Source organism: Eggerthella timonensis (genome assembly GCF_900184265.1).
In the GTDB taxonomy this organism is placed as follows: domain Bacteria; phylum Actinomycetota; class Coriobacteriia; order Coriobacteriales; family Eggerthellaceae; genus Eggerthella; species Eggerthella timonensis.
On record NZ_FXXA01000002.1, the window covers coordinates 3543062 to 3568363 of the forward strand.

Sequence of the window (25302 nt, forward strand, 5' to 3'; positions counted from 1 at the left end):
CGTCGTACGCACGCTGTTACTTACCCTGCACGGTGGTCTCGGCAGCTTCGGGGTTCTCGCCGGAGTCGACCGCCTGCATCAGCGTAGCCCACCCCTCGGGATCCTCGTAGCACAGCCACAGCCCGTCGTACTCTTCCATGAAGTCGCCCTTGTACGGGCCGGTGCACGTGTAGATGGTGGGATTGCCCGCCTGCGCGAAATCGGTGGCGAGCGAGATCATCGTTTGCAGATCGATGCTCGTGGACACGCACTGGGACAGGTTCTGAACCAGGCCGGGGATCTCGACCGGCGGCGCCTGCAGGACGTTCTTCATGAGCGCGACCGCCATGGCGCGCACGTTGGACTGGCGGATGGCCTCCTGGTCGTCTCCGTAGGCGGTGCGCATGCGGGCGAGCGCCACGCACTGCTCGCCGTTGAGCAGCTGGTTGCCGGCCTCGATGTGGATGGGAGCCTGATCCTGCGTATACACCTGGTAATCGACGGTATAGGGCACATCCACGTAGATGCCCCCCATCGAGTCGACGAACTCGGCAAGGCCCGCGAACTCGATCTCGACGTAATCGGATATCTTCACGCCGGTGAGGTCTTGCACGGCCGTAACCGCTCCGGCCGCACCGTTCACGGCGAACATCTGGTTGATCTTTTCGACCTTGCCGTTGTACTCGTACGGCGTATCGCGCGGCACCGACACCATAGTGATGACGTGGCCCACCGGATCAACACGCACGAGCACGAGAGCGTCCGAACGCTCTCCGTAGGTTTCCCAGTTGTCCGACCCCACGAGCAGCACGTAAAACGGCTCCATCTGGGAATCGGAAGGCGCGAGCACGGTGTTGAGCTCGTTCTGCTCCTGCGCGTCGAGCGCCATGTTGCTGGAGAGGCTGCTCGTGTACCAGGCGCCGTACGCGGCGACGCTGCCCACGAGCACAACGATCACGGCCAGCGCGATGAGCGCGGCCCGCTTCAGCTTGGTGTGCTTCTTTCGCTTCTTGCGCACGCGGATGATCTCGTCGGCCTGAGAGGCATAGCCGTAGTTCGCGGGCTGCTGGCCAGGATACGGCTGCTGGCCGGTCGGCCGCGGCGCGTAGCCGCCCTGCGGATGGGGACGCTCGCCGCGCGGTGCCGCGTTGTACGCGCCCGCCGGAGGCTGCCCATATGAGCGAGAACCTCCGCGCGGGGCGGAGGAGCCATGACGACCCGAGGCCGCCCTTCTATTGTGATCGTCGAGTCCCATAGGGAGAATACGTTTCCTTATCGTCCGTCTCGTCCGTCGCAAAAATCTTCAACCCCGATTTGAGCCGGAGCACTCGTTTTTCCTACCTCATGATAATAGCACGGTAGCGGTTTAGCAACAGAAAAAAGCTCCTTCGATGAAGCCCCCCCCCCCCCGAGTTTTTTCGTTTTCCCACGTCAAAGGTGATGTAAGCCATCATAAATTCTTGATCAACGCCCGCGCGGTCACCAGAACCACACATCGTTCGTCGGTAGCCGGTAACCGGAAAAGTACACCGACAAATCCTTCCGATTTCATGGAGTTTGATACATAATCCCGATCATTTTTTACATTTTCCTTCCTTTTTCGAGTGCACAGTGGGAGAATAATCAGTCGCTTTACACGAAATTCTTTCCTGTTTCTTTTCGCGCAATCGCTAACGAATCAGAAAGCGGCTCGAGTCAAGCGCAAGCACGCCGCAGGAGCGGGTGCGACCGAAAAACGCGCATCGGGCGCGTACGAAGAGAAACGGAAAACCTATATGCAGAATTTCGCCGACCTCGGCCTGTCCGAGGCTGCCCTTGCCGCCGTCGAGCGCCTGGGCTACGAGAACCCCACCCCCGTGCAGCTGCAGGCCATCCCGCTGGTCCTGGAAGGCCGCGACCTCATCGCCGCAGCCAGCACCGGCACCGGCAAGACCGCCGCATTCCTGCTGCCCATCCTGAGCACGCTGCCGCGCGGCAAGAAGGGCAAGCGCGCCCCGCGCGTGCTCGTCGTCAGCCCCACGCGCGAGCTGGCTCAGCAAATTTCCACCACGTGCATGCAGATCACCCGCAAGACGGGCCATTACGTGACCACCGTGTTCGGCGGCACGCCCTACGGCCCCCAGATCAACGAGATCCGCCGCGGCACCGACGTGCTCATCGCCACGCCCGGCCGCTTGAACGACCTCATGAACAAGGGCGTCGTCGACCTCGGCAGCATCGAGGCTCTCGTCCTCGACGAGGCCGACCGCATGTTGGACATGGGCTTTCTGCCGGCTGTCACCACCATCGTCGAGGCCACGCCGGACGATCGCCAGACGCTGCTGTTCTCGGCCACTATCGACCACTCCATCCAGAAGAACCTCGGCACGCTGCTGAACGATCCGGCCATCGTTGAGATCGCCCGCAACGGCGAGACGGCCAAGACGGTCGAGCAGTTCATGATGCCCATCGCGAACTTCAAGAAGCCCGAGCTTTTGCGGGCCGTTCTCGAAGAGAAGGGCTCCGACCGCGTCATCGTGTTCGCGCGCACGAAGAACCGCACCGAGGATTGCGCGGAGGCGCTGTGCGATGCCGGCTACCGCGCCGAGTCCATCCACTCGGACAAGTCGCAGGGCCAGCGCAAGCGCGCGCTCGACAACTTCCGCCGCGGGCGCACGTCCATCCTCGTGGCCACCGATGTGCTGGCGCGCGGCATCGACGTCCCCGACGTGGACCACGTCATCAACTTCGACCTGCCGGACATGCCCGAGGACTACGTGCACCGCATCGGCCGCACGGGCCGCGCGGGCGAGCAGGGCTTCGCTATCTCGTTCGTCACCCGCGAATCGAGCCGCACGCTCAAGGACATCGAGAAGCTCATCGGCAAGGACATCGCCTTCATGGAGCTTGAGACCTACGAGCTGAACATGGCCGACATCGAAAAGGGTAAGAAGAGCGGCGGAGCGCGCAAGGGCGGCTACAAGGGCGCCAAGGGCTCCGGCTCCGGACGTCCCGCACGCAACGGCGATCGCCGCGACCGCCCGGCGGGCGCCAAGCACGAGGGCAAGCGAACCGGCGAGAAGCGCGAGTTCGAGCATCGCTCCGAGAACCGCTCCGACAATCGTCCCGGCCGCGCCAAGCGCGCCGAGGGCAAGCAGGACGGCCCGCGCAGCACCAACATGGACCACGCGAAGCGCCGCCTCGAGCTGAACGAGAAGAAGAAGCGGGCGAACCAGGGCGCCAAGGGCGCCCCGAAGCAGCAAGGCGCCAAGAAGAAGGCGAGTGCCGGCGGCTACAACTACAGCAAGTTCGCCAACAAGCACGACTAGCTCTCGAAACCGACCCCCATCGCCACTACCGCGCATCCCATCGGGTGCGCGGTTTTTTATGCGATGCTAGGCACCGCCGCAACAACAGCCGCGCCGCCTAGCCGCTCGCCGTGAACCGATAGCCTACGCCCCGTACCGTCTCGATGCACTCGAATCCCATCTTCCGACGGAGATTCATGACGTGCCCGTCGACCGCCCTATCGTAGCCCTCGTACTCGTATCCGCATACGCAGTCGAGCAGTTCGCGGCGCGTGAAGGTGCGCCCCCGATTGGCCATGAGCAGATGCAGGATGTCGAACTCGAGCCTGGTGAGGGGAACTTCGTCTTCCCCCACGAAAGCATGCCGACCGACAGGGTCGAGCTTCATCAGCCCCCATGACAAAACGTTCGCAGGCGCGGAGGCGAGCGAAGCGTTCGATCCGACCGTTCTGCCAGATGCCGAGTTCGCGCGATCGAGAGCGTCGATCAGCTCGCTCAAGGGCATCGTCAGGTATTCCTCGCGTTCGATCGCTATGACGTACGCCCTCATGGAGAATTCCTCCGCATCGATACGAGCAGCCGCCTGCCAGATGCCGTTAGATCGTACCCGTTGCCCAGCTGCCCACCAGCATCGTCGAACAGCCGGCGGCAGATGATCAATCCCTCGGCTTCGAGCGTACGGCACGCATAGCGAACCCGCCCCTTGGATAATCCCAGATCTTGGGCGAGCGTCCTCCTCGAAAGAGGGCATGCGAGCGTATCGTCGAAGGAGCGCGCCTCCAGATAGCCTAGCACCCGATGTCGCGTCGCCTCGGCGTCGCATCTGCACGAACGGCCCATGCCAATCACCTTCCTTCCGTCTCGACGTCCTCACGAGCGAACCGCAACCGCAGCCGCAGCGCGAAGGCCGCGAAGATCGCGCCGGCTAGACCGCACATGCGCGTGCGTACAGGGCGCGATCCTCGTTCTTCTCTGCGATTCCAGCTCCTGCCCGCTACGCTGATTTCTCCGGAATAGCGGGCCCGATGGTGAACACGATGTCCATGACGGCTTCGGCGCTGTCCGACGTTACGTCTTTGAGCTGCGAGTTCTTGCCGGTCAACGCCAACCCCAGCGATCCGTTAACGCCGTCCGCTTTCGCCGGGACCTTCCAATCGGCCGCCTGCGCAGAAGGGATGGACTGCTTGCCTTTGGACAAGTCCAGACCGTTGAGCAACGCCTGCACCTCGCCGTGGGAGGCCGAAGACGGGCCGTTCGCGCTTGGGTCGCTTCCAACGAGACCCCAGTTCGCTTTGGCTTTCGCCTCGACATCGGTCACGTAGATATCGAAGACCGACTTGTTCTCGATCTTGTACGACTCCTTGGAAGGTGCCTCGAACGCGCCCCCCACCATAGGGGCGACGATGCCCACCTTGAGCGGGACCGTCGCCGCCAGCTGGCTGGCATCGGGAATGGCGGACACCTCCGTGGTGGCGTTGTTCTTCTCGAAGTCCCCCGCATCGCTGGCCGAAGGGGCGTTTTCGGCAAACGCGGGCTGCGCCGCTGCAACGGCGAGCGCCGCCGCCAAGGCGAGCGTGACAGTGGTTTTCCTCATGATGCGTGCTCCTATCTCTGATTGCCTGATGCAAAAATTCGTTCCATGCCGAAGCGACGGCTACCCTCCCGGGCACCGCAACGTCGCCGACGCGCACTCCATGCCGTCCACGAGCCCAATCACCCCCTTACCAGCAGCGTGACGCGCGCCGCCGCCACACCCGCTTCTTCATGGGTGTCCATATCGAACGCCGTGAACGTGGCCGTTGCCGCGTACTCGCCCGGTTCGAGGTCGCGGGCAAGCGCGATCTCCTCGATGTAGCTCCCCGGAGCGATGCCTCCCGACTCGTACACGGCCTCACCCCCGTCATCGAGCGTCAGCTTCACCCGCATCGCATACCGGTTGGCCGGGACGTTCTCGATGTAGGCTTTGCCCGTCGAAGCGCCGTCCGCGAACTCGATGACCGAGGCGATGGAGATGTTGAACATGCCCTCCTCGATGATGCGGTCAAGCTCGGCCTGTATCTCGTCTTCGGTTTTGTACGGAGCCTGCCCGATCTTCGCGTTGGCGTCGAAAAAATCGGGAACATCGTTCGACGTGCAGCGCAGAAGCGCCGCGACGCACCAAAGCAGCACCATGATCAGCACCAAGACGATCACGATGCGCCGGACGCGATGCGCGCGCCGCGGCGTTGTTTCCTCTTCGGTCATTTCCGCTCCTCATCTGCGATTCCATAGGTGAATTCAACACGTGCGACCGGAGTGTTCGGCATCTCGGGAAGGTAAGCTGCAACGACGATGCCCTCTTCAAGCGACAAGCCGAACCTGACTACGAGCCGGCCGTCGGCGCTTGCAGAGGCGGCCGGGATCACGAACCCGTTCAGCTTTAGCGGCGGCCCGTCCAGCGGAATCGCCGCGCGGGCCGCAACCGTATCCGCAGCAAGCGTCACGTCGATGTCGCCCCATTGGGACGGATCGGGAAACAGGGCCGCCGTCCCTGCTTCTCCGACAACGGACGCGCAATCTGCGGAGACGATCCCGACGGGCACCTTCGACTTCGAGGTGAACGACGCTTCGACGTCCTCGGCGGTCCCGTCGGCCTTGAGCTTTATCGCGGCGGTCAGCGGCGCCTCGACGGACACGATGGGCGTCCACTTGGCGTAGAGCGTCAGGTCGTATGCCGTCATCTGCCAGGTGGCGAAGTCCCACGGGCCCTGGCCCTCGGAGCACGCGGCGTCCTTGTACCAGCCGCCGAACGCGTAGCCCTCCCGCGTCGGGGCGGCAGGCTCGGAGACGAGGCCCTCGTAGGGGACCCGCTGCGAGGAGACCGCCGAGCCGCCCCGGGAGTCGAACGACGCCGTATAGGTGGCGCGCTCCCACTTCGCGTAGAGCATAGCCCAGTTGAGATCAGTCCCCGCGAGGTTCGGCCTGCTCGCCGTCTTGCCGGCCTCGTAGGTGGTGCCTGTGCCGTCCATCTTCGTGTTCCAGCCCTTGAACGTGTGTCCCTTGCGCGTGAAGGGGTTGACGGGCATCGGCACGTCCCCGTCGTAGACTGCGGAGAAGTTCGCCGGCGCGACGCCCGCTGTCGCGCCGTTGCCGCTGAATCCGACGGTGTAGGGGTTCGGCTTCCAGATTGGGAACAGCTGCACTTCGGAACCGTCGACGGACGAGAGGCTCTTCACCTTCTGGCCCGCGGCATACGACTTCCCAGGGTTGCTGGGCGATGCGTCGGCGTTGCGCACGGTACGCCAGCCGCCGAACGTGTAGCCCTTGCGCGATACGCTCCACTGGCCCTCGCTTATGGGCCAGCGCAGCTCGAACTCCTGTTCGTAGGAAACCGTCTGATCCCAGGGCCGCGTGCCCGTGCCGCCGTCAAGCCAGTAGGTCACCTTGTACTTGATGGGCGTCCACTTGGCGTAGAGCGTCAGGTCGTATGCCGTCATCTGCCAGGTGGCGAAGTCCCACGGGCCCTGGCCCTCGGAGCACGCGGCGTCCTTGTACCAGCCGCCGAACGCGTAGCCCTCCCGCGTCGGGGCGGCAGGCTCGGAGACGAGGCCCTCGTAGGGGACCCGCTGCGAGGAGACCGCCGAGCCGCCCCGGGAGTCGAACGACGCCGTATAGGTGGCGCGCTCCCACTTCGCGTAGAGCGTCAGGTCGTAGGCACCTACCGTGTCGTTGTCGAAATTCCACGCGGTCGTGCCGGCCGGCTCCTTATACCAGCCTTTGAATACGTAGCCTTTGCGGATCGGGTCGGTCGGCTTTGTCACCTTGTCGTAAATGCCGAGCTTCTGGTCGGCGACCGCGGATCCGCCTTGCGTGTTGAACTTCACCGTTTGCGTCATGAGGTACGCGTTGAAACCCCACCCCTTCCACACGCTCGAGCGCGTAGTATAGTCCGCCCCGTTAACCGTGCCGCCGCACAAGTCCACGCGTACCGCGGCCTTGTTCATGCCGTAAAAACAATCGTTTACAAGCTGGGAAGACGACGCGCCGGAAGTAAAATCGATGTTCTCAACGTATGCGTACGACACGATCCGGTTCACGTTAAGGCAGTTGAAGAACGCGTACCGGCCGAGCGTGAAGGTCCTCGCATCGTCGATGCGCGCGGTGGTGCCCTTGGCTTGAGGGTAGCGAACGAGCTCCGTCATGTTCTTCCTGAACAGCACGCCGTCGATCGAGCGGTACTCGCTGTTGTCGGGATCGACGTTGATCGCCGTCATCTGCTGGGCATCGTTGGCGAAGGCCTCGTCGACGGTCCTCACGGATTTCGGTATGAAGATGGAGGTCACGAGCGTGAGGTGAAACGCGTCCGAACCGATCCCGCGCAAGCTCGACGTCGGCGATATCTCGACGGTGCGCAGGCTGAAACAGTCGAAGAACGTGCGGTCGTTCAAGCGGTTCAAATTGTCGGGAACGGCCACCTTCGTCAAGCTCTTGCAACCCTCGAAAGCGCTGGAACCAAGCGCTTGCAGCGACGAGGGGAGACCGACGGAAGCAAGGTTCGTGCAGCCTGCGAACGCACCGAGCCCTATCTCGTCTACGCCCTCCGGGATGACGATCGACGAAAGGCTGGCGCAATCTTTGAACGCTTCCTCTTCGATCAAGGTAAGGGTCGATGGAAGCGTGACCGATTCGAGGTTCGTGCAGCCCTTGAAGGCTCCCATGCCGATGGTGGTCACGCCCTCGGGGATGACGATCGACGTGAGGCCCGTGCAGCCGGCGAACGCTTCCGCCCCGATGGAGACGATCTCGCTGCCCTTTGCGTTGCCGAACCCAATCGAGGACAGCCCGGTGCAGTCGCGAAACGCTTTCGGCCCGACGCTTTCGACGAAGTAGTTGTAGATGCCCTGACCGGCGGCCCCGTTGAAGCTGCGATTGACCGATCGAGGGATGACGACGTTGCCGGCAACCGCATCGCCCGTGCCGCACACGTTCGTTCCGTCGCCCAGCTGCACGCCGCCCATGACGCTGGTCGAAGGAGCCTCCCTGGTCACCTTGTACTTGCGCTTGCCGAAGTTGAACGTGTTGCCCACCGCACGCGGCTCGACCTCCGGCGTCTCAAAAGGCTCCGCTTCGTTTACGGTCGAGCGTTCCTCAGCCTGCTCAGCGATGGCCCCTTCGTCGGCCTCCTCGGGGCCGGCCTCCGCGAGGTCGGCTTCCGACTCGCCGCCGGTCGCTTCGTCGTCGGCACCGACAGGCTCTTTTTCCTGTTCGGCCTTCTCGACCGACTCGACCGACTCGGCGGGAACGGCGGGCTCTCCTTCCGGGTCCGCAGGTCCGGCAGGTTCGGCGCCCTCCGGTTCTTGGAAGACATCGGCGGCATCGAGCGAAACCGCGTCCTCCGATTCGCTCGCGAGGGCGGGCGCGAGACCGTCCAGCAACGCTCCGGCGGCAAGCATGCATGCCAACGCAGCCGCAAGCAGGAACCTGCCGGAACCCCATCGAATACCGCCCCACCGCATACGTCATCGCTTTCTCGTCTTGCCCGATACCGAGCCCCCTCGGTTTTCTTATGCATGCGAACAAGTATGAGAGACGAGTATTCGATTCCGATTTCGATTATATTTAGATTCGGTTTGAATGCGGTTGGGTCTGCCAAACATGTCCCGAATGGGGACGGTCCCCATTCGGGACACCCATTCGGGACATTTCCTAGTGCGCGTCGACGTCGATGGGGGCGTCTTTGGCGGCCGCCTTGCGGCGCTTGCGGTCGCGCCACCAGTGGGACAGGCTGTGGACGAGCCACTCCACCACGGGGATGGTGAGGAACGCCACCCAGGCGGGATGAGGCTCGTTCATCACGAACGCCATCCAGCAGAACCAGGCCACCACGACGATGGGGTACGCGCCCGAGATCAGCGGCACGATGCGCTTGCGGCCGATGGCGTGCCCTACCATATAATAGAGCGGGATGGTGAGGAACAGGAACAGCCCCATCGCCCAGGCGCCGTTGAGGATGCCCAGCAGCAGGTAGACGACGATCGCAACGAGCGGGTACGGAAACTTCACCCAGGACTTCTCGAAGTCGCGCAGGTAGTGCTTGCGCACGGGGATGGACTTCCCCACCTCGTCGCCGTACTTGGCGCGGGCATCGTCGAGATTGTCGAAGCGCTCGCCCTGGACGCTGTAAGCGCAGGGCTCGTACCAACGCTCGTCCTCATCCCATCCGTGATGGTACTTCGCGTGGGCATCCTGCCAGCTGTCGAACTGCTCGCCGTTGATGACCACCTTGGAGCCGTCGGCGAGCACCTCGTCGTCGCCCGCACCGCTGCCGGGGCTCTTCACGTGCACGCCGTCCCAGCCCACGTGCACTTCCTCGCCCTTCTTGCCGTCCCTCACGTGCACGCCGTCGCGCCACGACACGTGCACGTACTCGTCGCCGTCCACCACGTGGATGCCGCCGGGGCCGATGTGCACTTTTCCCTTCTTGTCCGACGACGAGACGCCGGGACCGCAGGGCGCCTCCCCCGCCGCCGACCCAGCGGCCGCATCGGCGGGCGCGGGCGGCGGGTCCGCCACGGAGGATGCCGCCGGGGCAGCCTGCTCGGCTTCGCGCTTGGCAGCGCGATCGGCCGCTTCGAACGTGACGTCGTCGCGGATCTCGTCGTCGACGTACAGCAGGTCGTCCAGCGACAAACCGTACAGCTGCGCCAACGCGATGAGGTTGTCGGTGTCGGGAGAGGACTCGGAGCGCTCCCACTTCGACACGGCCTGTCGCGATACGCCCAGCCGCTCGGCGAGCGCTTCCTGCGAAAGCCCCGCCTGCTTGCGGCGGTCGGCCAGGCGTTGCGCGATCTCTACGTTCATGGTGTGCTGCCTTTCTCGTTTCATCCATAGTAGCGTACCCAGAAGACTACGGTTGCGAGGAAACGAGCGCGACCTATTTCAGTTGGAATTTTCCGCAATTATTGGTTGCGGAACGTCTGAACTGGGGAAATCGCAGCGTTTCAGAGCTACAGTTTGCGCTTGCTGATGTCGAAGACCACCCATACCGACAGCACCGCGGCGCCGAGGTAGCCGAAGAACGCGAGCACCGGCACGCCCAGCAGGCGCGGTTCCATGGACGACAGCGACAGCATGCTCGAGCCGATGAACAGACCCGCGATGATGATGCCGATGGTCAGGCGGTTGATGATCTTGGCCAGCTTCGACAGCGGCGCCTCGCTGCCGAGCACCTCCATGTTCATCTTGAGCTGGCCGCGCGTGAGCATCTTGAGCGTCTCGCCAGAGTACTGCGCCGCATCGAGCGCTCCGCGCGACGACGAGCGCAGCGCCAGCGCGAGGTCCTGCATGGCCTGCACGAGCTCGTCGCCCTTGTTCTTCGACCGCTGGATATGGGCGTTGATGATGGACACGACGTTCTGGTTCGGAATGAACGGAGCGATGGTGCCCTCGAGCGTGACGATGCCGCGCGACACGCTCGTGATGGACGACGGCAGCGTCACCTTGCACGAGCGTGTGAGCATGAGGATGTCGTTGAGAAACGAGCCGATGTCGATGTCGGCCACGTCGCACGAGCCGTAGTCGCTGAGCAGCAGGTCGAGGTCGGCCAGGAAGCGCGTGTGGTCGATGGCCGAGTTGTCCTTCGCGATGGCGAAGGACATGAGCGCATCCTTGAGCTCCGACGAGCTTTCCATGCCCACCGCCTCGATGATGTTGCCGAACCCGGCGCGGTCGCGCGGCGAGAGGCGGCCCATGATGCCGAGGTCGATGTAGACGATCTTGCCGTTGCGGATGAGCAGGTTGCCCGGATGCGGATCGGCGTGGAAGAAGCCGTGGTCGAGAATCTGCGAAGCGTAGTTGTCGAGGATCTTCTCGCCGATCTCCTCCAGGTCGTAGCCGGACGCGCGCAGGCGATCGACCGCGAGGATGGGGATGCCGTCGATGTACTCCATCACCAGCACGTACTCGCCGCACAGCTCGGTGTACACCTTCGGGCAGTCGATGAAGGCGACGTCGGCGTTGAGGCGCGCGAACTCCTCGAGGTTGGCGGCCTCGCGTTGGAAATCCGTCTCCTCCAAGAACGTCGCCCACAGCTCTTCCACCACGTCGCGCAGGTCGAGCATCTGCTCGTCCTTCATGAAGCGCGCGGCATGGCGCGCCACCATGCGCATGATGTCGATATCCTGAGCCATGGTGGCCTTCACGCCGGGACGCTGGATCTTCACGGCCACGGTCTCGCCGCTGACGAGGCGCGCCTTGTGCACCTGCGCCAGCGACGCGCTGCCGAGCGGCGTGGGGTCGATGGCGTCGAACACGTCGCCCTGCGCGTCGCCGTAGATGTCGTCGAGGGCCGCGAGGATGGCGTCGAACGGCAGCGGGTCGCACTCCATCTGCAGCTTCGCCAGCTCGTCGCAGTACGCTTTCGGCAGGATCTCCGAACGCGTGGACAGCGTTTGGCCGATCTTCACGAAGCTGGGGCCCAAATCCTCCAGCATGGCGCGGAACTCCTCGGGCGAGAAGCCCTTGAGGAAGTGGTGCTTCCGCAGGATATCGGATATCTCCTTGAGGCGCCGCGTACGCGTCTTCCGGTTCAGATGGAACCGATCCTCGGGATCGACCTCCGAACCGGAACTGAAGAAGTAGCGCAGCAGCGTGTTCTCAGGCATGGGCGGGCAGCCTGCAGCCGCGCGCTAGGCGCCCGGCGTCTGCGGCTCGGCCCCAGCCGCCTCGTCGTCCACGGCCACGGCGGACGCGTCGCCCACCTCGGCCTCGGGAGCCGGCTTCGCGTTCGCCTTCTCGGCGATCTCGGCAGCCTTGGCGGCGAACGCCGCCCGCTCCTCGGGCGTCATGGCGGCCATGCGCGCCTCCAGGACGTCGTAGCGCACCGATGCTGCCACGTCCTCGGCCTTGTGCTTCAATTCGGTGTTGATCTGCTTGCCCTGGTCCACCGTGAGCTCGCCCTTGGAGATGAGCTGGTCAACCAAATCCTTGGTCTTTTCGCCGGTGATGGCCATCGCGCCGATGCCGGCCAGGAAGATGTCTTTGAATCCGTCGCTGAGGTTAGCCATAAGAGCCTCCTATGCTTGCGATTCGCCGTCCGCATCGCGGACGGCCTCTGCTATCCATGATGCACCAAATCGGCGAAAAGGGCAATGCTCGCAACGGACGAGTGCGGAGCCGTCAAGGGAAGGTTGCCGCTTCTCCGCTTTCCGCCTGCCCCGTCGCCCCCCTCGCGGGGCGACGGTCGTCGGTCGGGATCCTCGGGCCGTCAGCCGCGCGTCAGATGCGGCGGTCTGCGGCCGATGTCCGAGCGGTAGAGCTCGCTCAGCAGCTCGGCCACGCTCGCATCGCTCGACGAGCCCGCCTTCTTCGGAGCACGCTCCTCCTCGCGCGCAGATGCCTCGGCCATGCCGAGCTGCTTCATCAGATCCTTCGCTTCGTCATTGGACAAGGGCTTCGATGCCATCAGACAAGCACGCTCCTCCCGTATAGCGACAAGCTGTCAAGGCGTTGATACCCTTGTACTATAGAGAAAGGATGCGCGATATTCGGCGAGCAACCAACAATCGGCCCAACGTGACCAGACGAAAGGACGTTTCGGCCGCCCTTCCGCACATGGGCGGCAGAAACGAAGCGGCGAGCGGAAACGGGCCGCTCGCCGCTCGAAACGCGAAACGCGGTGGCCGCGAGGACGGCCGAAGACGAGAGGCGCGCTACGCAGCGCGCTCCGACGCGAAGGAGCGGCGTTCGGGAGGCACGAGGTGGGGCAGCTCCACCCCGGCAAGGGGAGCGGGAGCGCCGAACTCCGCACCTTCGAACCACCCTTCTTCGAGCGCGAAGCGCTGCTCGGCCTGCAGCGCCGGCGATGCAGCGGGCGCGGCCTGACGGCCTTCCACCCACGTGGCGGCCACGACGCTGGCCACGATGAGCGCGGCGCCGGCGAGGCCCGCCGCGGACAGCGTTTCACCCAACAGCACGAACGAGAACGCCGCAGTGAACACCGGCTCGCCCGTGAGCAGCAGCGACACGGTGGAGGACGGCAGCTTCGTCAGCGACACGTTCTGCAGCATGAAGGTGAGGCACGTGCTGAGCAGCGCGAGGAAGGCGATGGTGGCCCACGCCACGGGCTGCACGGCCAGCACGTCCACAGGCGGTTCGAAGGCCAGCGCACACGCGAGGGCCACCACGAACGACGCGGCGATCTGCGTGCCGGCCACGGTGACGGCGTCGAGCTGCTCGAGGCCGCGCTCGCCGAACACGAGCGCGCCGGCAAGCGCCACGGAGGACAGCAGCGCGAGGATCTCGCCCAGGCCGAACGAGGGCGCTCCCCCGTTGCTGCACAAGAGGTAGAGCCCGACGACGACCGCCGCCTGGAACGGCAGGAAGGCGAGCGGGTAGCGGCAACGGTTCACCACGCTCGAGAGCAGCGGCGCGAACACCACGGGTAGCGCCACGAGGAAGCCCACGTTGGTGGCCGTGGTGAGATCGAGCGCCACGTTGCAGGTGAGGTACGCGAGCGCCATGCACAGCGCCGCGGGCAGCCAGGCGCCGACGCGCGCGTCGCGCAGCTGGCGGGCGATGCGCGGGCCGAAGAAGACCGCGAACACGAGCGTGGCCAGGCCGAATCGGATGGCGAGGCACCACATGGGCGTGATGCTCTCGTACGCCATCTTCGTAATGGCGTTGCCCGAGCCGAAGATAACGGTTTGCAGCACGACGCACGCGACATAGGGCCAACGCTTGCTACGGGTTTCCATGGGGTGCCTCCTTCCGGTTCGCGGCTTGCACGGCGCAGGGCAGCGCAAGACTTCCAAGCCCCGCCCTCGCGGAGCTTCTTGAACGATGTTCTTGGGTTGCTGGGATATGGTATGGTTTCGCCTGGTAAAAGTAAAATGAGATTTTCTTTTTAAGATTTCAAGGAATCCTTGTTTATCCACGTCGTGCTTCGTATAGTTGAGGTTACCAATGCGGTTTATGGAGATCCAGTGAGCGGTGAGGGGCAAGCGCATGAGCAACCAGAAATACGACGCGTTTCTCAAGGTGGCCGAGACGGGCAGCTTCAAGCAGGCCGCCCACGACCTGGGGTACACGCAGGCCGGCATCAGCTACCTCGTGAGCACGCTCGAGCGCGAGCTGGACGTGCCGCTGTTCGTGCGCGATTACGGCGGCGCGCATCTCACCGCGGAGGGCGCCGATTTGCTGCCCTGGGTGCAGAACGTGTGCAACAGCGAGCGGCAGCTGGAGATGCGCCTCGCCGAGCTCAAGCATCTCGAGAGCGGCATCGTGCGCGTGGCGGCGTTCACGAGCACGGCCATCCAGTGGTTCCCCGGCATCGCAAAGCGCTTCCTCGCGCAGCATCCCGGCATCGACTTGCAGCTGATCTGCGTCGACGACGAGGACGAGCTGGAGGAGGCCGTGTGGCGCGGCGATGCCGACTGCGGGTTCTTCGTTTACCCCATCAAGCACGACCTGCACGCCGTGCCTTTGCGCAAGGATCCGCTGCTCGTGGTGCTGCCGCCCGACCATCCTCTGGCCGACGCGCCGTTCGTGCCGCGCGAGGCGTTGGCGGAGGAACCGTATATCCGCCTGAAGAGCGGGACGTCGTCGGAGATGGAGACGCTGTTCCGCGCGAACGACGTAGAGCCCAACGTACGCTTCACCATCGACAGCGACTACGCGGTGATGAGCATGGTGAGCGCGGGCCTCGGGTTCAGCGTGCTGGCGGACCTCATCCTGCGCGACGCGCCGTTCCCTCTGGCCGTCAAGCAGCCCGAAGTGGAGACGAGCCGCGAGATCGCCATCGCGCTGCGCTCGCTGGAAACGGCCTCGACAGCAACGCGCGCGTTCCTCGACGTGACGCAGGACTGGATCGCCGACGCGTACGCCCGCTGAGGGAGGGACGGGGAGTGAGACAGAGGGACGGGGTAATTGTCTCATTTTGCGGGCAAAATGAGACAATTACCCCGTCCCTCTGTCTCACTCCCATCTCCCTGCCTCACCCATCCCCTCCGGCTCGTCAGCAGCCGAGCAGCGAAGGGATCTCGACGCCGTCAGCGCACACGTACGTGGGACGCTCGGCCTCGAGAACGGCCTGGGGGAACATGCCCCACAGCGCCGCGGCGGTGGCGCAGCCCGCGCCGTTGCCCGCCTGCATGTCGAACGGGCTGTCACCCACGTACAGGCACGTTTCGGGCGCGAGGCCCAAGCGGTCGCAGCCGTGCGCCACGGGGCCGGGATGCGGCTTGTGCTCCACGAAATCGTCGGCGCCGATGAGGAAATCGAAGTAGCCTGCCAGATCGAAGCGGTCGAGGCCGCGCATGGCCACCTCGTGGCGCTTCGACGTGACCACGGCCAGCGGGTAGCCGGCCTCTTTGAGGCGCTCGAGCATGGGCACGGTGCCGTCGAACAACCTGATGAGGTCGTCGTGCACCGCCGCGTTGTACTCCCGGTACACCCGGCAGAGCTCCTCGTGCACGGCCGGATCGTCCGTGAAGTCCCACATCTGGGTGTTGAGCGGCTGGCCCACCTTCGCCATGAGGCGCTCGTCGGGGATCGGCTCGTCGAGCACGGCGCGAGCCGTGTACCGGAACGTGGTGAGCAGCAGGTCGTGCGTGTCGAGCAAGGTTCCGTCGAGGTCGAACAGGACGGCTTGCATGGTGCGAGTAGTCATAGGTCCTTCCATCAGCGATCAATTCGCGCGAAGCGCGAAAAACAACTGCTCCGGCTGGCGCAGTAAGTCAGCGAGGGGCACTGCGGTGCCCGAGATCGTGGGGATGGCGAGGGCGAAGCGTACAACGGGTACGCGAGCCGTCGGCATCGCCGCGAGATCGGGTGCCGCAGCGCCCCGCAGCGTCGGCTGATACCGCGTGCCGTCAGGCACGCGGTACGCTACTCGAACAGCCCGCCGAACAGGGACAGTTCGGAGCCCCAGACCTTGGCGTTGCGCTGGGAGAACGCGAGCGCGTCAGTGAGGGCCGCCAACGGGATGTCGCGGCGGGCGCCCGTGCTGCGGCGCTTGATCTCAACCTTCTGCTCGGCCAAGCCGCGCTTGCCGACGATGACCTGCAACGGCCAGCCGATGAGGTCGGCATCGGCGAATTTCACGCCGGCGCGCTCCTTGCGGTCGTCGATGACCACCTCGAGGCCCAGCTTCGCCAGATCGTTCGCCAGCTTCTCGGCTGCGGGCTGCACCTCGTCGTCGCCTACCGTCAGCGGGATGACGCACACGTGCGCCGGCGCAACCGTGAGCGGCCACATGATGCCGTTCTCGTCGTTGTGCTGCTCGACGATGGCGGCCATGGTGCGCGAGATGCCCACGCCGTAGCAGCCCATGAGGAACGGCTGCTCGGAGCCGTCTTCCGCCATGAACGTGGCGCCCATGGCCTTCGAGTACTTGTCGCCCAGCTGGAACACCTGCGACACCTCGATGCCGCGCGCGCCCTCGAGCGGCAGCCCGCAGGACGGGCAGCTGTCGCCCGGCTGCACGATGCAGAGGTCGGCCCATTCGTCCACCTGGAAGTCCTCGCCCAGCTTGGCGCCCACGTAGTGGTAGCCGTCCTCGTTGGCGCCCACGACCCACTTCGGCACGGCCTGCAGGCTGCGCGCGGCGATGACGTAGGCGGATTCGGGCAGGCCCACGGGGCCCATCGAGCCCTTGTGCAGGCCGAAGGCTTCCATGTCCTCGTCGGTGAGCAGCGTGAAGCCGCCGGCCACGCGCGCGGCCTTCAGCTCGTTGAGCTCGTGGTCGCCCGGCACGAACATGACGACGAGCTTGCCCTCGTCGTTCTTGCCGGACAGGGCCTTCACCGTGGACGATTCGGGGATGTCGAGGAACGTGGCCAGCTCGGCGATGGTGTGCACGTCGGGTGTGGCGATCTTCTCCATCTGCGGCACGTCGTACACGGTGGGGCGCGCCAGGCAGTCGCCGGCCTCGGTGTTGGCGGCGTACCCGCACGTGCAGTGCACGAGCTCGGCCTCGCCCGCATCGGCGAGCGCCATGAACTCGCAGGTCACGCTGCCGCCGATTTGGCCGGGGTCGGCCTCGACGGGACGGTAGTCCATGCCCATGCGGTCGCAGATGCGGCCGTACGCCTCGCTCATGTCGTCGTAGGTCTTCTGCAGCGACTCCTGGTCGGCATGGAAGCTGTAGGCGTCCTTCATGATGAACTCGCGGCTGCGCAGCAGGCCGAAGCGCGGACGGATCTCGTCGCGGAACTTCACCTGGATCTGGTAGAGCGATAACGGCAGCTCCTTGTAGGAGCGCAGCTCGTTGCGCACGAGCGAGGTGATGAGCTCCTCATGGGTGGGCCCGAGGCAGAACTCGCGGTCGTGGCGGTCGACGAGGCGCATGAGCTCGGGGCCGTAGTCGTCCCAACGGCCGCTCTCGTGCCACAGCTCGCCCGGCTGCAACGCCGGCATCATGATCTCCTGCGCGCCGATGCCGTCCATCTCCTCGCGCACGATGTTCTCGACCTTGGCCAGCACGCGCTTGCCCAGGGGCAGGAACGTGTACACGCCCGACGCCGTCTTGCGGATGAAACCGGCGCGCAGCAGCAGCTTGTGGCTGGCGATTTCCGCGTCGGCGGGATCTTCCTTGAGCGTGGGCGCGTAGACCTGGCTCATGCGCATGATATTCGCGTTCGTCATAGCTTTCCTATCTCCTCCATCAAAGCGTCCACGATGGCACTCTCCTCCACCTTGCGGACGACGTTCCCGTGTGAAAACACCACGCCCGACCCCAAACCGCACGCTACGCCGATGTCGGCATCGGCGGCCTCGCCCGGGCCGTTCACCACGCAGCCCATGACGGCCACCTTGAGCGGCTTGTCCAGGTGCGCGATGCGCCCTTCCACCTCGCGCGCGAGCCCGATGAGATCCACCTGGCAGCGCCCGCACGTGGGGCAGCTGATGAGCTCGGCGTTGCGTCGGCGCAGGTCGAGCGCAGCAAGCAGCGTCCAGCATGCGCGGACCTCCTGTACGGGATCGTCCGTGAGCGAGATGCGCAGCGTGTCGCCGATGCCCTCTTCCAGCAAGATGCCCAGGCCGCTGGCGCTTTTGATGACGCCTTGGAACGTCGTGCCGGCCTCGGTGACGCCGATATGCAGCGGACACGTCGGCAGCTCCTCGCTGAGCAGGCGGTACGTGCGCACCGTGGTCATGACGTCGTGGGCCTTCGCGCTGACCACGAGATCGGAAAAGCCGCGGCCCTCGCAGTAGCGCACGTAATCGGCGGCCGAGCGCGCCAGCTTCTCGGGCAGCGTGAGATCGTCGCGCGCCGCCAGCTCGTTGTCGAGCGAGCCCGCGTTCACCCCGATGCGGATGGGGATGCCCGCCTCCCCCGCCGCGTCGAGCACGGCGTCGGTTTTGGCGAGCCCGCCGATGTTGCCGGGGTTGATGCGCAGCTTGGCCGCGCCGCGCCGAGCGGCCTCGATGGCGATGCTCGCATCGAAGTGGATGTCGGCGACCACCGGCAGGGGCGACTGCTTGCACACGGCCTCGAACGTGTCGAGATTCGCATGGTGCGGGATGGCCATGCGCACGATCTCGCAGCCCGCGTTCGCGAGCGCCTCGATCTGCGCGAGGTTGGCGGCGGCATCGTCGGCCGGAGCGTTCAGCATGGACTGCACGACGACGGGCGCGCCGCCGCCGAGCGGCACGGAGCCCACCATCACGCGGCGGGTAGCCTCATTCGGTTTGGCATGCGTTGCCACAAGGGCCTCCGTTCAGGGTCGTAGTTGCCTGCGCTTGCGCGCATGGAGGATATTCTACCCCGTAATGGAAGCTTTCGGGCGCATCTGCACCGGGTTTCCGCGAAGCAGCGCCTACCCCCAGTTGCCGAACACGAACCTTTGGATGTCCTGGTTCGCCATGAACAGGAAGAAACCAATGAACAGGATCATCCCGGCGGCGCTCAGGTAGTTAAGCGCGCGCATGGACACCACCTTGCGCGAGACCTTCTGGAAGATCTCGATTACCAGACGGCCGCCATCGAGCGGGGGGATAGGCAGCAGGTTCATGATGCCGAGCGACACCGAGATCATGACCACGAACATCATAGCGTAGCCGGCGCCCAGGTCGAAGTACGTCTTTGACATTGCTGCGATGCCGATGACCGACGACGAGTTCGACACCGTCTCGGCCGCGGTGGCCGGGTTGAACAGACCGACCACCATCTGCACCACCATGCCGATGTAGTTGAACCCGAATTGCAGCGCCTGCAGCGGGGTGAGCACCACGTGCTGGATGGCGCCCGTGTCGGGATTGACCATATCGAGGCCGATAACCGAGAAAACTACCACGAGCAGCAGCACGGCGAACAGCAGGTTCACGCCCACGCCGGCCACGAGGATGACGGAGCGCTTCCAGAACGGCAGGCTGCGGTACTGCTGCTTGTACTCGCTCTCGAACAGTGCGTGGGCGTCTTCGACTGGGCGCGCCTGGCCGAGCTCGTAGGCAACGGCGCCCGCGGCAAGCTGCTTCTTGCTCGGCTTGACCACGGGAGCTCGGTAGGTGTTGTACTTGTCCTGCTTGGCAGGACCGGCGATGCTGCCCCATTCGACGAGCTCGTCGAGCGCCTCGTACGCCTCGTCATCGGTAATGCCGCAGTCGCGGGCGATGTCCTCCATGTTCGCGGTGCCGCGGCGGTAGAGCGCGGCGAGCACCGGCTCGAGGTGCGGGCTCATCTCGCCTGGCTCCATGCCGCACACCTTCGCGTAGCCGCCCAAGAGGAAGGGCGTCACGCCGAACTTCGTGCCCCATTTCGTGAAGCCGATGTTCGGGCCGGGAAGCCCCAGCATAAACTCGGTGACGCGCACGCCGAAGGCGCGTGAGGCCAGGTAGTGCCCACCCTCGTGGATGAACACGAGGAAGCCGAGCACGAGCGTTGTGTACACGATCATCAAAACGATATCCATAAACTCGTTTCCCTTTCGGTTGCGAGGAATGCTTCTTACGTGCTCCCATTATAGGGAGATGCGCCTGCAGCCGTAGGCGCTGCGAACCGATGTGCGGAAAAACTACAACCCGCGCACGAGGAAACCGCAGTGCGGTGTACGCGACACGAGGTACGGAGCGCGCGTGCAGGGATGCGCGACACGCGACGAGGGACGCTGGATCGACGTTGGATCCGCGAGAGAAGCGCGTGGAATCCGCGCTGGAAACGGGGGCACGGCGCGTGGAAAGCGCGTGCCATCGGCATAGAATGCGCGCTGGATCGAGAAGAATCCCTGCTGGATCTGCGCCATAGAAACGTAGAACCAGCTCACTATACTGAAAGAGCGGGCCCGCGCAACAAGACAACGACTGGAGGAGCCTTTGGAGAGGATCGCCATGCCGACAATTAGCCGATTCCCTGTATATCTCGCGCAAGCCCGCCGCACCCGACCGCGATGCGGTCATTTGGCCCGACGGCGAGCGCTTCGACGCGAAAACCCTCTGAGAACACTCGGCCATCGTGGAAGCCTGGCGCGGGCTCGGCGAGATTCACGTTCGAAACCCTCGACGATCACCGGCTTCTTTTATGCAGCTTCGATCGGAGATGGTTCGATCGGCTAAACCCGCACGACGCGCTGGCGCGCTTCCTCGCGGGCCCAGGCGTCGAGCTCCTCGAGCTGGTCGAGGCTCTCCACGCGCTGGACGCCGTCGCGCTCGTGGGCGTCCATGACGGCCTCGACGCACTGGGCGATCCCCAAGTAGCTGCCCTCTTCGGCGAGGAACGCGGCCACGGCCACCTCGTTCGCGGCGTTCATGACGCAGGGCAGCGTGCCGCCGCGCTCGCCGGCCGCGCGGGCCAGCGCGAGGCAGCGGAACGTGTCGGTGTCGGGCGCGGCGAACTCGAGGCTGCCGAGCTTCGTGAAGTCGAGCGGCTCGACGGGCGCGTCCCAGCGCTCGGGATACGACAGCGCGAACTGGATGGGGATGCGCATATCGGTGGTGCCAAGGTGGGCTTTCACGCTGCCGTCGGAATACTCCACCATGGAGTGGATGGCGCTCTGCGGCTGCACGACCACGCTGATGCGATCGTAGGGCATGGCGAACAGGTGGTGCGCCTCGATGACCTCGAGCCCCTTGTTCATGAGCGTGGACGAGTCGATGGATATCTTCGCGCCCATGTTCCACGTGGGATGCGCGAGCGCAGCCGCGGGCGTGATGCTCTCCAGCTCGGCGCGCGCCCGTCCGCGGAACGGTCCTCCCGACGCCGTCACCCACAAACGCGACACCTCGCGCGGGTCCTCGCCCAGCAGGCATTGGTAGATGGCCCCGTGCTCCGAGTCGATGGGCATGAGGCGCCCCGGTTCGGCGGCCAAGGGCATGATGAGGTCGCCGCCCACCACGAGGGACTCCTTGTTCGCCAACGCGAGCACCTTGCCCGCCGCGAGCGTCTCGTAGCTGGCGCGCAGGCCCGCAGCGCCCACGAGCGCGTTCACCACGATGTCGGCTTCGGGAAGGCGCACGAGGTCCACCACGGCGTCGGCGCCGAACCCGAGCGACCCCTCGCCACGCTGCGCGAACGCCTCGGCAAGTGACGAGGCCGCACTCGCCGGCTTCGCACCCTCGACGTGCGCGGCCAGCTCGTCGGCTATCGGCTCGCCCGCCAGGCGCCCGTCGCCCACCGCGAGGTGGCGCACGCCGAACGACCGCGCCTGCGCCAGCAGCTCGTCGGCCCGCGCGTTCACCGCGAGGCCCACCACTTCGAGCTTGTCGGCATGGCGGCGCGCCACGTCGAGCGTCTGCGTGCCGATGGAGCCCGTGGAACCCAACACAACGATGCGTCTCATGCGCGCCTCCTAGAGCAGCGGAACGGGAAACGGGATGCAGCCGAAGCCGAGCAGCAAGATGGCCGAGGTGACGGCCACCAAGAACAGCGAGTCGCAACGATCGAGCAGGCCGCCGTGACCCGGCATGATGGTTCCGGAGTCCTTGAAGCCCGAGTTGCGTTTGATGCGGCTCTCGGCCAGATCGCCGAGCACGCCCATAAGGCCGCTGAGCAGGCCGAACAGCAACGCCTGCGGAATGGACATCGTCACGCCCGGAATGAGCGTCATCAAGCACCAGAACGCCGCCGACCCGAGCAGCCCGGCAATGAAGCCCTCCCAGCTCTTCTTCGGGCTCGTGCGCGGCGCCAGCTTGTGCTTGCCGATCTTGCTTCCCACGAGGTAGGCGAACGAGTCGTTCGCCCACACGCTGAAGAAGACCCCGAGGGCCAGCACGCCGCCCCACGGCTGGGGCAGCGCCGTGCGGATGACCACGAGGCCCGACAGCAGCATACCGCAGTACGCGGCGCCGAAGAAGCTCACGCCCACGTCGGGCACGCGCGCCCGCATCCAGAACACGTACCATACGATCAGCGCCAGAAGGAGCGCGAGGCTCACGAACAGCGCGCCGTTCAAACCCAGCAAAAACACGCTGAGCGGGTACAGCATGGCCGCGATGATGCCAAGCATCTCGTTGGGCAGCTTCGCGTCCGACCGCAGCATGTAGTAGAACTCGCCAGCCGTGATGCCGGCCGTGACCACGAGGAACGCCACCGTGGTCCAATCGCTCACGAGAATGCACAGCACCGACAGCGCCACGTACACGAAGCCCGTGCGAAAGCGCACCTGCAAGTCGGTGGCGTTCTTCAGCTTCTTCGGCGTTTTCTCGTAGGCGAAATCCTTGATGCGCCCCGTGCGCTTGCGGTCGTCACCTGCTTCAACCTGTTCGTCGGGCCGCGGTGCCACCTACTTCACCGCCCCGAATCGGCGATCGCGCGACTGGAATTCCAGCAGCGCGCGCAGAAGCTCGTAGCGGTCGAAATCCGGCCACAGCGTTTCGGTGCACACGAATTCGGAATAGGCGATCTGCCACAGCAGGAAGTTCGACACGCGCATCTCGCCGCTCGTGCGGATGAGCAGGTCGGGATCGGGGATGTCCGCCGTGTACAGGTGGCGCGCCAGCCCTTCCTCGGTCAGCGGCTCGGGCGTGCGACCCTCGCGCAGCGCGGCATGCGCATCGTCCATGTAGGATCGCATAGCATCGAGCAGCTCGACGCGACCGCCGTAGTTCACGGCCACGACCAGCGTCATGCCGTCGTTGTCCTTGGTTTTCTCCCACGCCTTCGCGAACGCGTCGCGCGTCTTCTTCGGCAGCTCGTCGGTGCGGCCGATGGTCATGACGCGCACGTGCTCCTCATGCAGGCCGTCCACCTCGGCGAGCATCGTGGTGGCGAACAGGTTCATGAGGCCGATGACCTCGTCCTGCGGGCGCTTCCAGTTCTCGGACGAGAACGAGTAGATGGTGAGGTAGCGCACGCCCACGTCGGACGCGCACCGGATGGTCTCGCGCACCGCCTCGATGCCGGCCTTGTGGCCGAACAGGCGGTTCTTCCCCCGCTCCTTCGCCCAGCGGCCGTTGCCGTCCATGATGACGGCCACGTGGCTTGGCACCGCCGCCGGATCGAGACGCGTCGGATCGAGGTCCGCCGGGGGGTTCGGGAATATGTAATCGAGCGGCTTGTTCAAGGCTACCTCCGCAAAAGACGAGAAACCGGCGACCGTCGGCCGCCGGTTTCGGAGATTCAATTCGGCTGCGCCGAATTAAATCTCCATCACTTCGGCTTCTTTCTTCTTGAAGGCCTCGTCGATCTCGGCGATGTACTTGTCGGTGAGCTTCTGCACCTCGGCCTGCCCGCGACGCTCGTCGTCCTCGGGAAGGCTCTCTTCCTTGACGGCGCGCTCGATGGAGGCGTTCGCGTCGCGACGGGCGTTGCGCACGGCCACGCGGGCTTCCTCAGCGTACGTCTTGCACTGCTTCACCAGCTCGCGCCGGCGCTCCTCGGTGAGCGCAGGAAACGGCAGGCGGATGACGGAGCCGTCGTTCGACGGGGTCACGCCCAGATCGCTCTGCATGATCGCGTGCTCGATGGCGCCGAGCACGCCTTTGTCCCACGGCTCGATGACCAGCATGTGCGCATCGGGCGTCTTGACGCCCGCCATCTGGTTCACCGGCGTCGGCACGCCGTAATAGTCCACCCTGATACGGTCGAGCACCATGGCGTTCGCACGCCCGGTGCGGACGGACGCGAACGCCTCGCCCAGCGAAGCCAGCGCCTTGTCCATGCGCTCCTCGGCTTGCAACATGCTGTCGTCTATACTCATCCCGGTTCCTTTCACCCTGCTCCTCGCATCGCGCCGACCATGTTAGGCGGCACGCGCGCTCATGTTATTCTACCGCGATTCTACCGTGGTTCCGACGTCTTCGCCCTTCAAAGCGCGCGAAATGTTGCCTTTGACCGTCAGGTCGAACACGATCATGGGCACGTCGTTGTCCATGCACAGCGACGTGGCCGTGGAGTCCATGACGTTGAGGCCGCGCGACAGCACGTCCATGTAGCTGATGCGGTCGAAGCGCTGGGCGTCGGGGTTCTTCTTGGGGTCGCTGTCGTACACGCCGTCCACCTTCGTGGCCTTCATCAGCACGTCCACGTCCAGCTCGCACGCGCGCAGCGCGGCCGTGGTGTCGGTGGTGAAGTAGGGGTTGCCCGTGCCGGCGGCCAGGATGACCACACGGCCCTTCTCCATGTGGCGGATGGCGCGACGGCGGATGTAGGGCTCGGACACTTCCTGCATGTTGATGGCGCTCTGCACGCGGGAGAAGATGCCGTGGCGCTCGAAGGCGTCCTGGAGGGCGAGCGCGTTCATCACCGTGGCCAGCATGCCGATGTAGTCGGCCTGCGCACGGTCCATGCCCTCGGCCGATCCGGCCAGCCCGCGGAAGATGTTGCCGCCGCCCACGACAACGGCCATCTGCACGCCGGCGCGCACGATTTCGGCGATCTGATCGGCGAGGTCGTCCACCACCTTCGGATCGATGCCGTAGCCGACGTCGCCCGCCAGCGCCTCGCCAGACAACTTGAGCAGCACGCGGTCGTATCGGTATCCTTCAGACATAAGCCCTATCCTCTCGGTGGTCGTTCATGTATGTTGTTCTAACCGCCCATCTTACCTGAAAATGAAAACGACCGCGTCAAGCTCGCGGCCGTTTTCGGGCATTTCACGCAAAGGACAGAGGAAAAGGGCCGTAC

At 65.0% G+C, this 25302-nt stretch carries 22 protein-coding genes; 2 read left to right on the forward strand and 20 right to left on the reverse strand.

Translation table 11 applies throughout. The features are described from left to right. Window positions 1–16 precede the first annotated feature (16 nt). Window positions 17–1234, reverse strand: coding sequence for an LCP family protein (locus C1A15_RS15150; RefSeq protein WP_101723337.1), 1218 nt, complete (start codon window positions 1232–1234; stop codon window positions 17–19). Between the two features lie 520 nt (window positions 1235–1754). Between C1A15_RS15150 and C1A15_RS15155 the strand changes: the two genes are divergently transcribed. Then, on the forward strand, window positions 1755–3287 hold the full coding sequence (locus C1A15_RS15155) for a DEAD/DEAH box helicase (RefSeq protein ID WP_101723338.1): 1533 nt from the start codon (window positions 1755–1757) through the stop codon (window positions 3285–3287). A gap of 97 nt (window positions 3288–3384) precedes the next feature. On the opposite strand, the gene C1A15_RS15160 is transcribed toward C1A15_RS15155, so the two are convergent. The 10 genes from C1A15_RS15160 to C1A15_RS15200 form a co-directional block, all read right to left on the reverse strand. Then, window positions 3385–3816, reverse strand: coding sequence for a winged helix-turn-helix domain-containing protein (locus C1A15_RS15160; RefSeq protein WP_219618200.1), 432 nt, complete (start codon window positions 3814–3816; stop codon window positions 3385–3387). Next, window positions 3813–4106 carry a winged helix-turn-helix transcriptional regulator gene (locus tag C1A15_RS17445; protein WP_146001872.1) on the reverse strand — a complete coding sequence of 98 codons (294 nt, stop codon included), beginning with the start codon at window positions 4104–4106 and terminating at the stop codon, window positions 3813–3815. The genes C1A15_RS15160 and C1A15_RS17445 overlap by 4 nt, the downstream gene beginning before the upstream one ends. 154 nt (window positions 4107–4260) lie before the next feature. Then, window positions 4261–4860 (reverse strand): hypothetical protein, encoded by a 600-nt coding sequence (locus tag C1A15_RS15165; protein ID WP_146001873.1) that lies wholly within the window; start codon window positions 4858–4860, stop codon window positions 4261–4263. 119 nt (window positions 4861–4979) lie between these two features. Then, entirely contained in the window at window positions 4980–5510 is a 531-nt protein-coding gene (locus C1A15_RS15170; RefSeq protein ID WP_101723341.1) for a hypothetical protein, read from the reverse strand. Further along, window positions 5507–8698 carry an InlB B-repeat-containing protein gene (locus C1A15_RS15175; protein ID WP_180953119.1) on the reverse strand — a complete coding sequence of 1064 codons (3192 nt, stop codon included), beginning with the start codon at window positions 8696–8698 and terminating at the stop codon, window positions 5507–5509. The genes C1A15_RS15170 and C1A15_RS15175 overlap by 4 nt, the downstream gene beginning before the upstream one ends. A 253-nt stretch (window positions 8699–8951) precedes the next feature. After that, window positions 8952–10106, reverse strand: a complete 1155-nt coding sequence (locus tag C1A15_RS15180; protein ID WP_101723343.1) for a helix-turn-helix domain-containing protein — start codon at window positions 10104–10106, stop codon at window positions 8952–8954. Window positions 10107–10252: 146 nt separating this feature from the next. Then, window positions 10253–11908, reverse strand: coding sequence for an ABC1 kinase family protein (locus C1A15_RS15185; protein WP_101723344.1), 1656 nt, complete (start codon window positions 11906–11908; stop codon window positions 10253–10255). Window positions 11909–11932: 24 nt separating this feature from the next. After that, a complete protein-coding gene (locus C1A15_RS15190; RefSeq protein WP_101723345.1) occupies window positions 11933–12310 on the reverse strand; it encodes a phasin family protein in 378 nt (125 codons plus the stop codon). A 200-nt stretch (window positions 12311–12510) separates the two neighbouring features. Then, window positions 12511–12708 (reverse strand): hypothetical protein, encoded by a 198-nt coding sequence (locus C1A15_RS15195; RefSeq protein WP_101723346.1) that lies wholly within the window; start codon window positions 12706–12708, stop codon window positions 12511–12513. A gap of 247 nt (window positions 12709–12955) precedes the next feature. After that, the gene (locus tag C1A15_RS15200; protein ID WP_101723347.1) at window positions 12956–13999 is read right to left on the reverse strand and encodes a DMT family transporter; all 1044 of its coding nucleotides are present in this window, start codon (window positions 13997–13999) and stop codon (window positions 12956–12958) included. Between the two features lie 250 nt (window positions 14000–14249). On the opposite strand from C1A15_RS15200, the gene C1A15_RS15205 reads away from it, so the two are divergent. Continuing rightward, entirely contained in the window at window positions 14250–15134 is an 885-nt protein-coding gene (locus tag C1A15_RS15205; protein WP_101723348.1) for a LysR family transcriptional regulator, read from the forward strand. A 124-nt stretch (window positions 15135–15258) separates the two neighbouring features. Here the strand turns inward: C1A15_RS15205 and C1A15_RS15210 are convergent, their stop codons facing one another. From C1A15_RS15210 to pyrH, 9 genes are all read right to left on the reverse strand, one after another. Next, on the reverse strand, window positions 15259–15912 hold the full coding sequence (locus tag C1A15_RS15210) for an HAD family hydrolase (protein ID WP_101723349.1): 654 nt from the start codon (window positions 15910–15912) through the stop codon (window positions 15259–15261). A 218-nt stretch (window positions 15913–16130) separates the two neighbouring features. Then, window positions 16131–17888 carry a proline--tRNA ligase gene (locus C1A15_RS15215; protein ID WP_101723350.1) on the reverse strand — a complete coding sequence of 586 codons (1758 nt, stop codon included), beginning with the start codon at window positions 17886–17888 and terminating at the stop codon, window positions 16131–16133. Beyond that, complete coding sequence (ispG, locus tag C1A15_RS15220; protein WP_101723351.1) at window positions 17885–18952, reverse strand: flavodoxin-dependent (E)-4-hydroxy-3-methylbut-2-enyl-diphosphate synthase; 1068 nt, start codon at window positions 18950–18952, stop codon at window positions 17885–17887. Before ispG ends, C1A15_RS15215 begins: the two co-directional genes overlap by 4 nt. Window positions 18953–19063: 111 nt before the next feature. Then, a complete protein-coding gene (locus C1A15_RS15225; protein WP_101723352.1) occupies window positions 19064–20155 on the reverse strand; it encodes a site-2 protease family protein in 1092 nt (363 codons plus the stop codon). 636 nt (window positions 20156–20791) lie between these two features. Then, a complete protein-coding gene (gene dxr, locus C1A15_RS15230) occupies window positions 20792–22018 on the reverse strand; it encodes a 1-deoxy-D-xylulose-5-phosphate reductoisomerase (protein ID WP_101723353.1) in 1227 nt (408 codons plus the stop codon). Window positions 22019–22027: 9 nt separating this feature from the next. Next, on the reverse strand, window positions 22028–22960 hold the full coding sequence (locus C1A15_RS15235) for a phosphatidate cytidylyltransferase (protein ID WP_101723354.1): 933 nt from the start codon (window positions 22958–22960) through the stop codon (window positions 22028–22030). Next, window positions 22961–23740 carry an undecaprenyl pyrophosphate synthase gene (locus C1A15_RS15240; RefSeq protein WP_101723355.1) on the reverse strand — a complete coding sequence of 260 codons (780 nt, stop codon included), beginning with the start codon at window positions 23738–23740 and terminating at the stop codon, window positions 22961–22963. A gap of 75 nt (window positions 23741–23815) precedes the next feature. Continuing rightward, a complete protein-coding gene (gene frr / locus C1A15_RS15245; protein WP_101723356.1) occupies window positions 23816–24376 on the reverse strand; it encodes a ribosome recycling factor in 561 nt (186 codons plus the stop codon). A gap of 69 nt (window positions 24377–24445) precedes the next feature. Beyond that, complete coding sequence (pyrH, locus tag C1A15_RS15250) at window positions 24446–25168, reverse strand: UMP kinase (protein ID WP_101723357.1); 723 nt, start codon at window positions 25166–25168, stop codon at window positions 24446–24448. Between the last annotated feature and the right edge of the window lie 134 nt (window positions 25169–25302).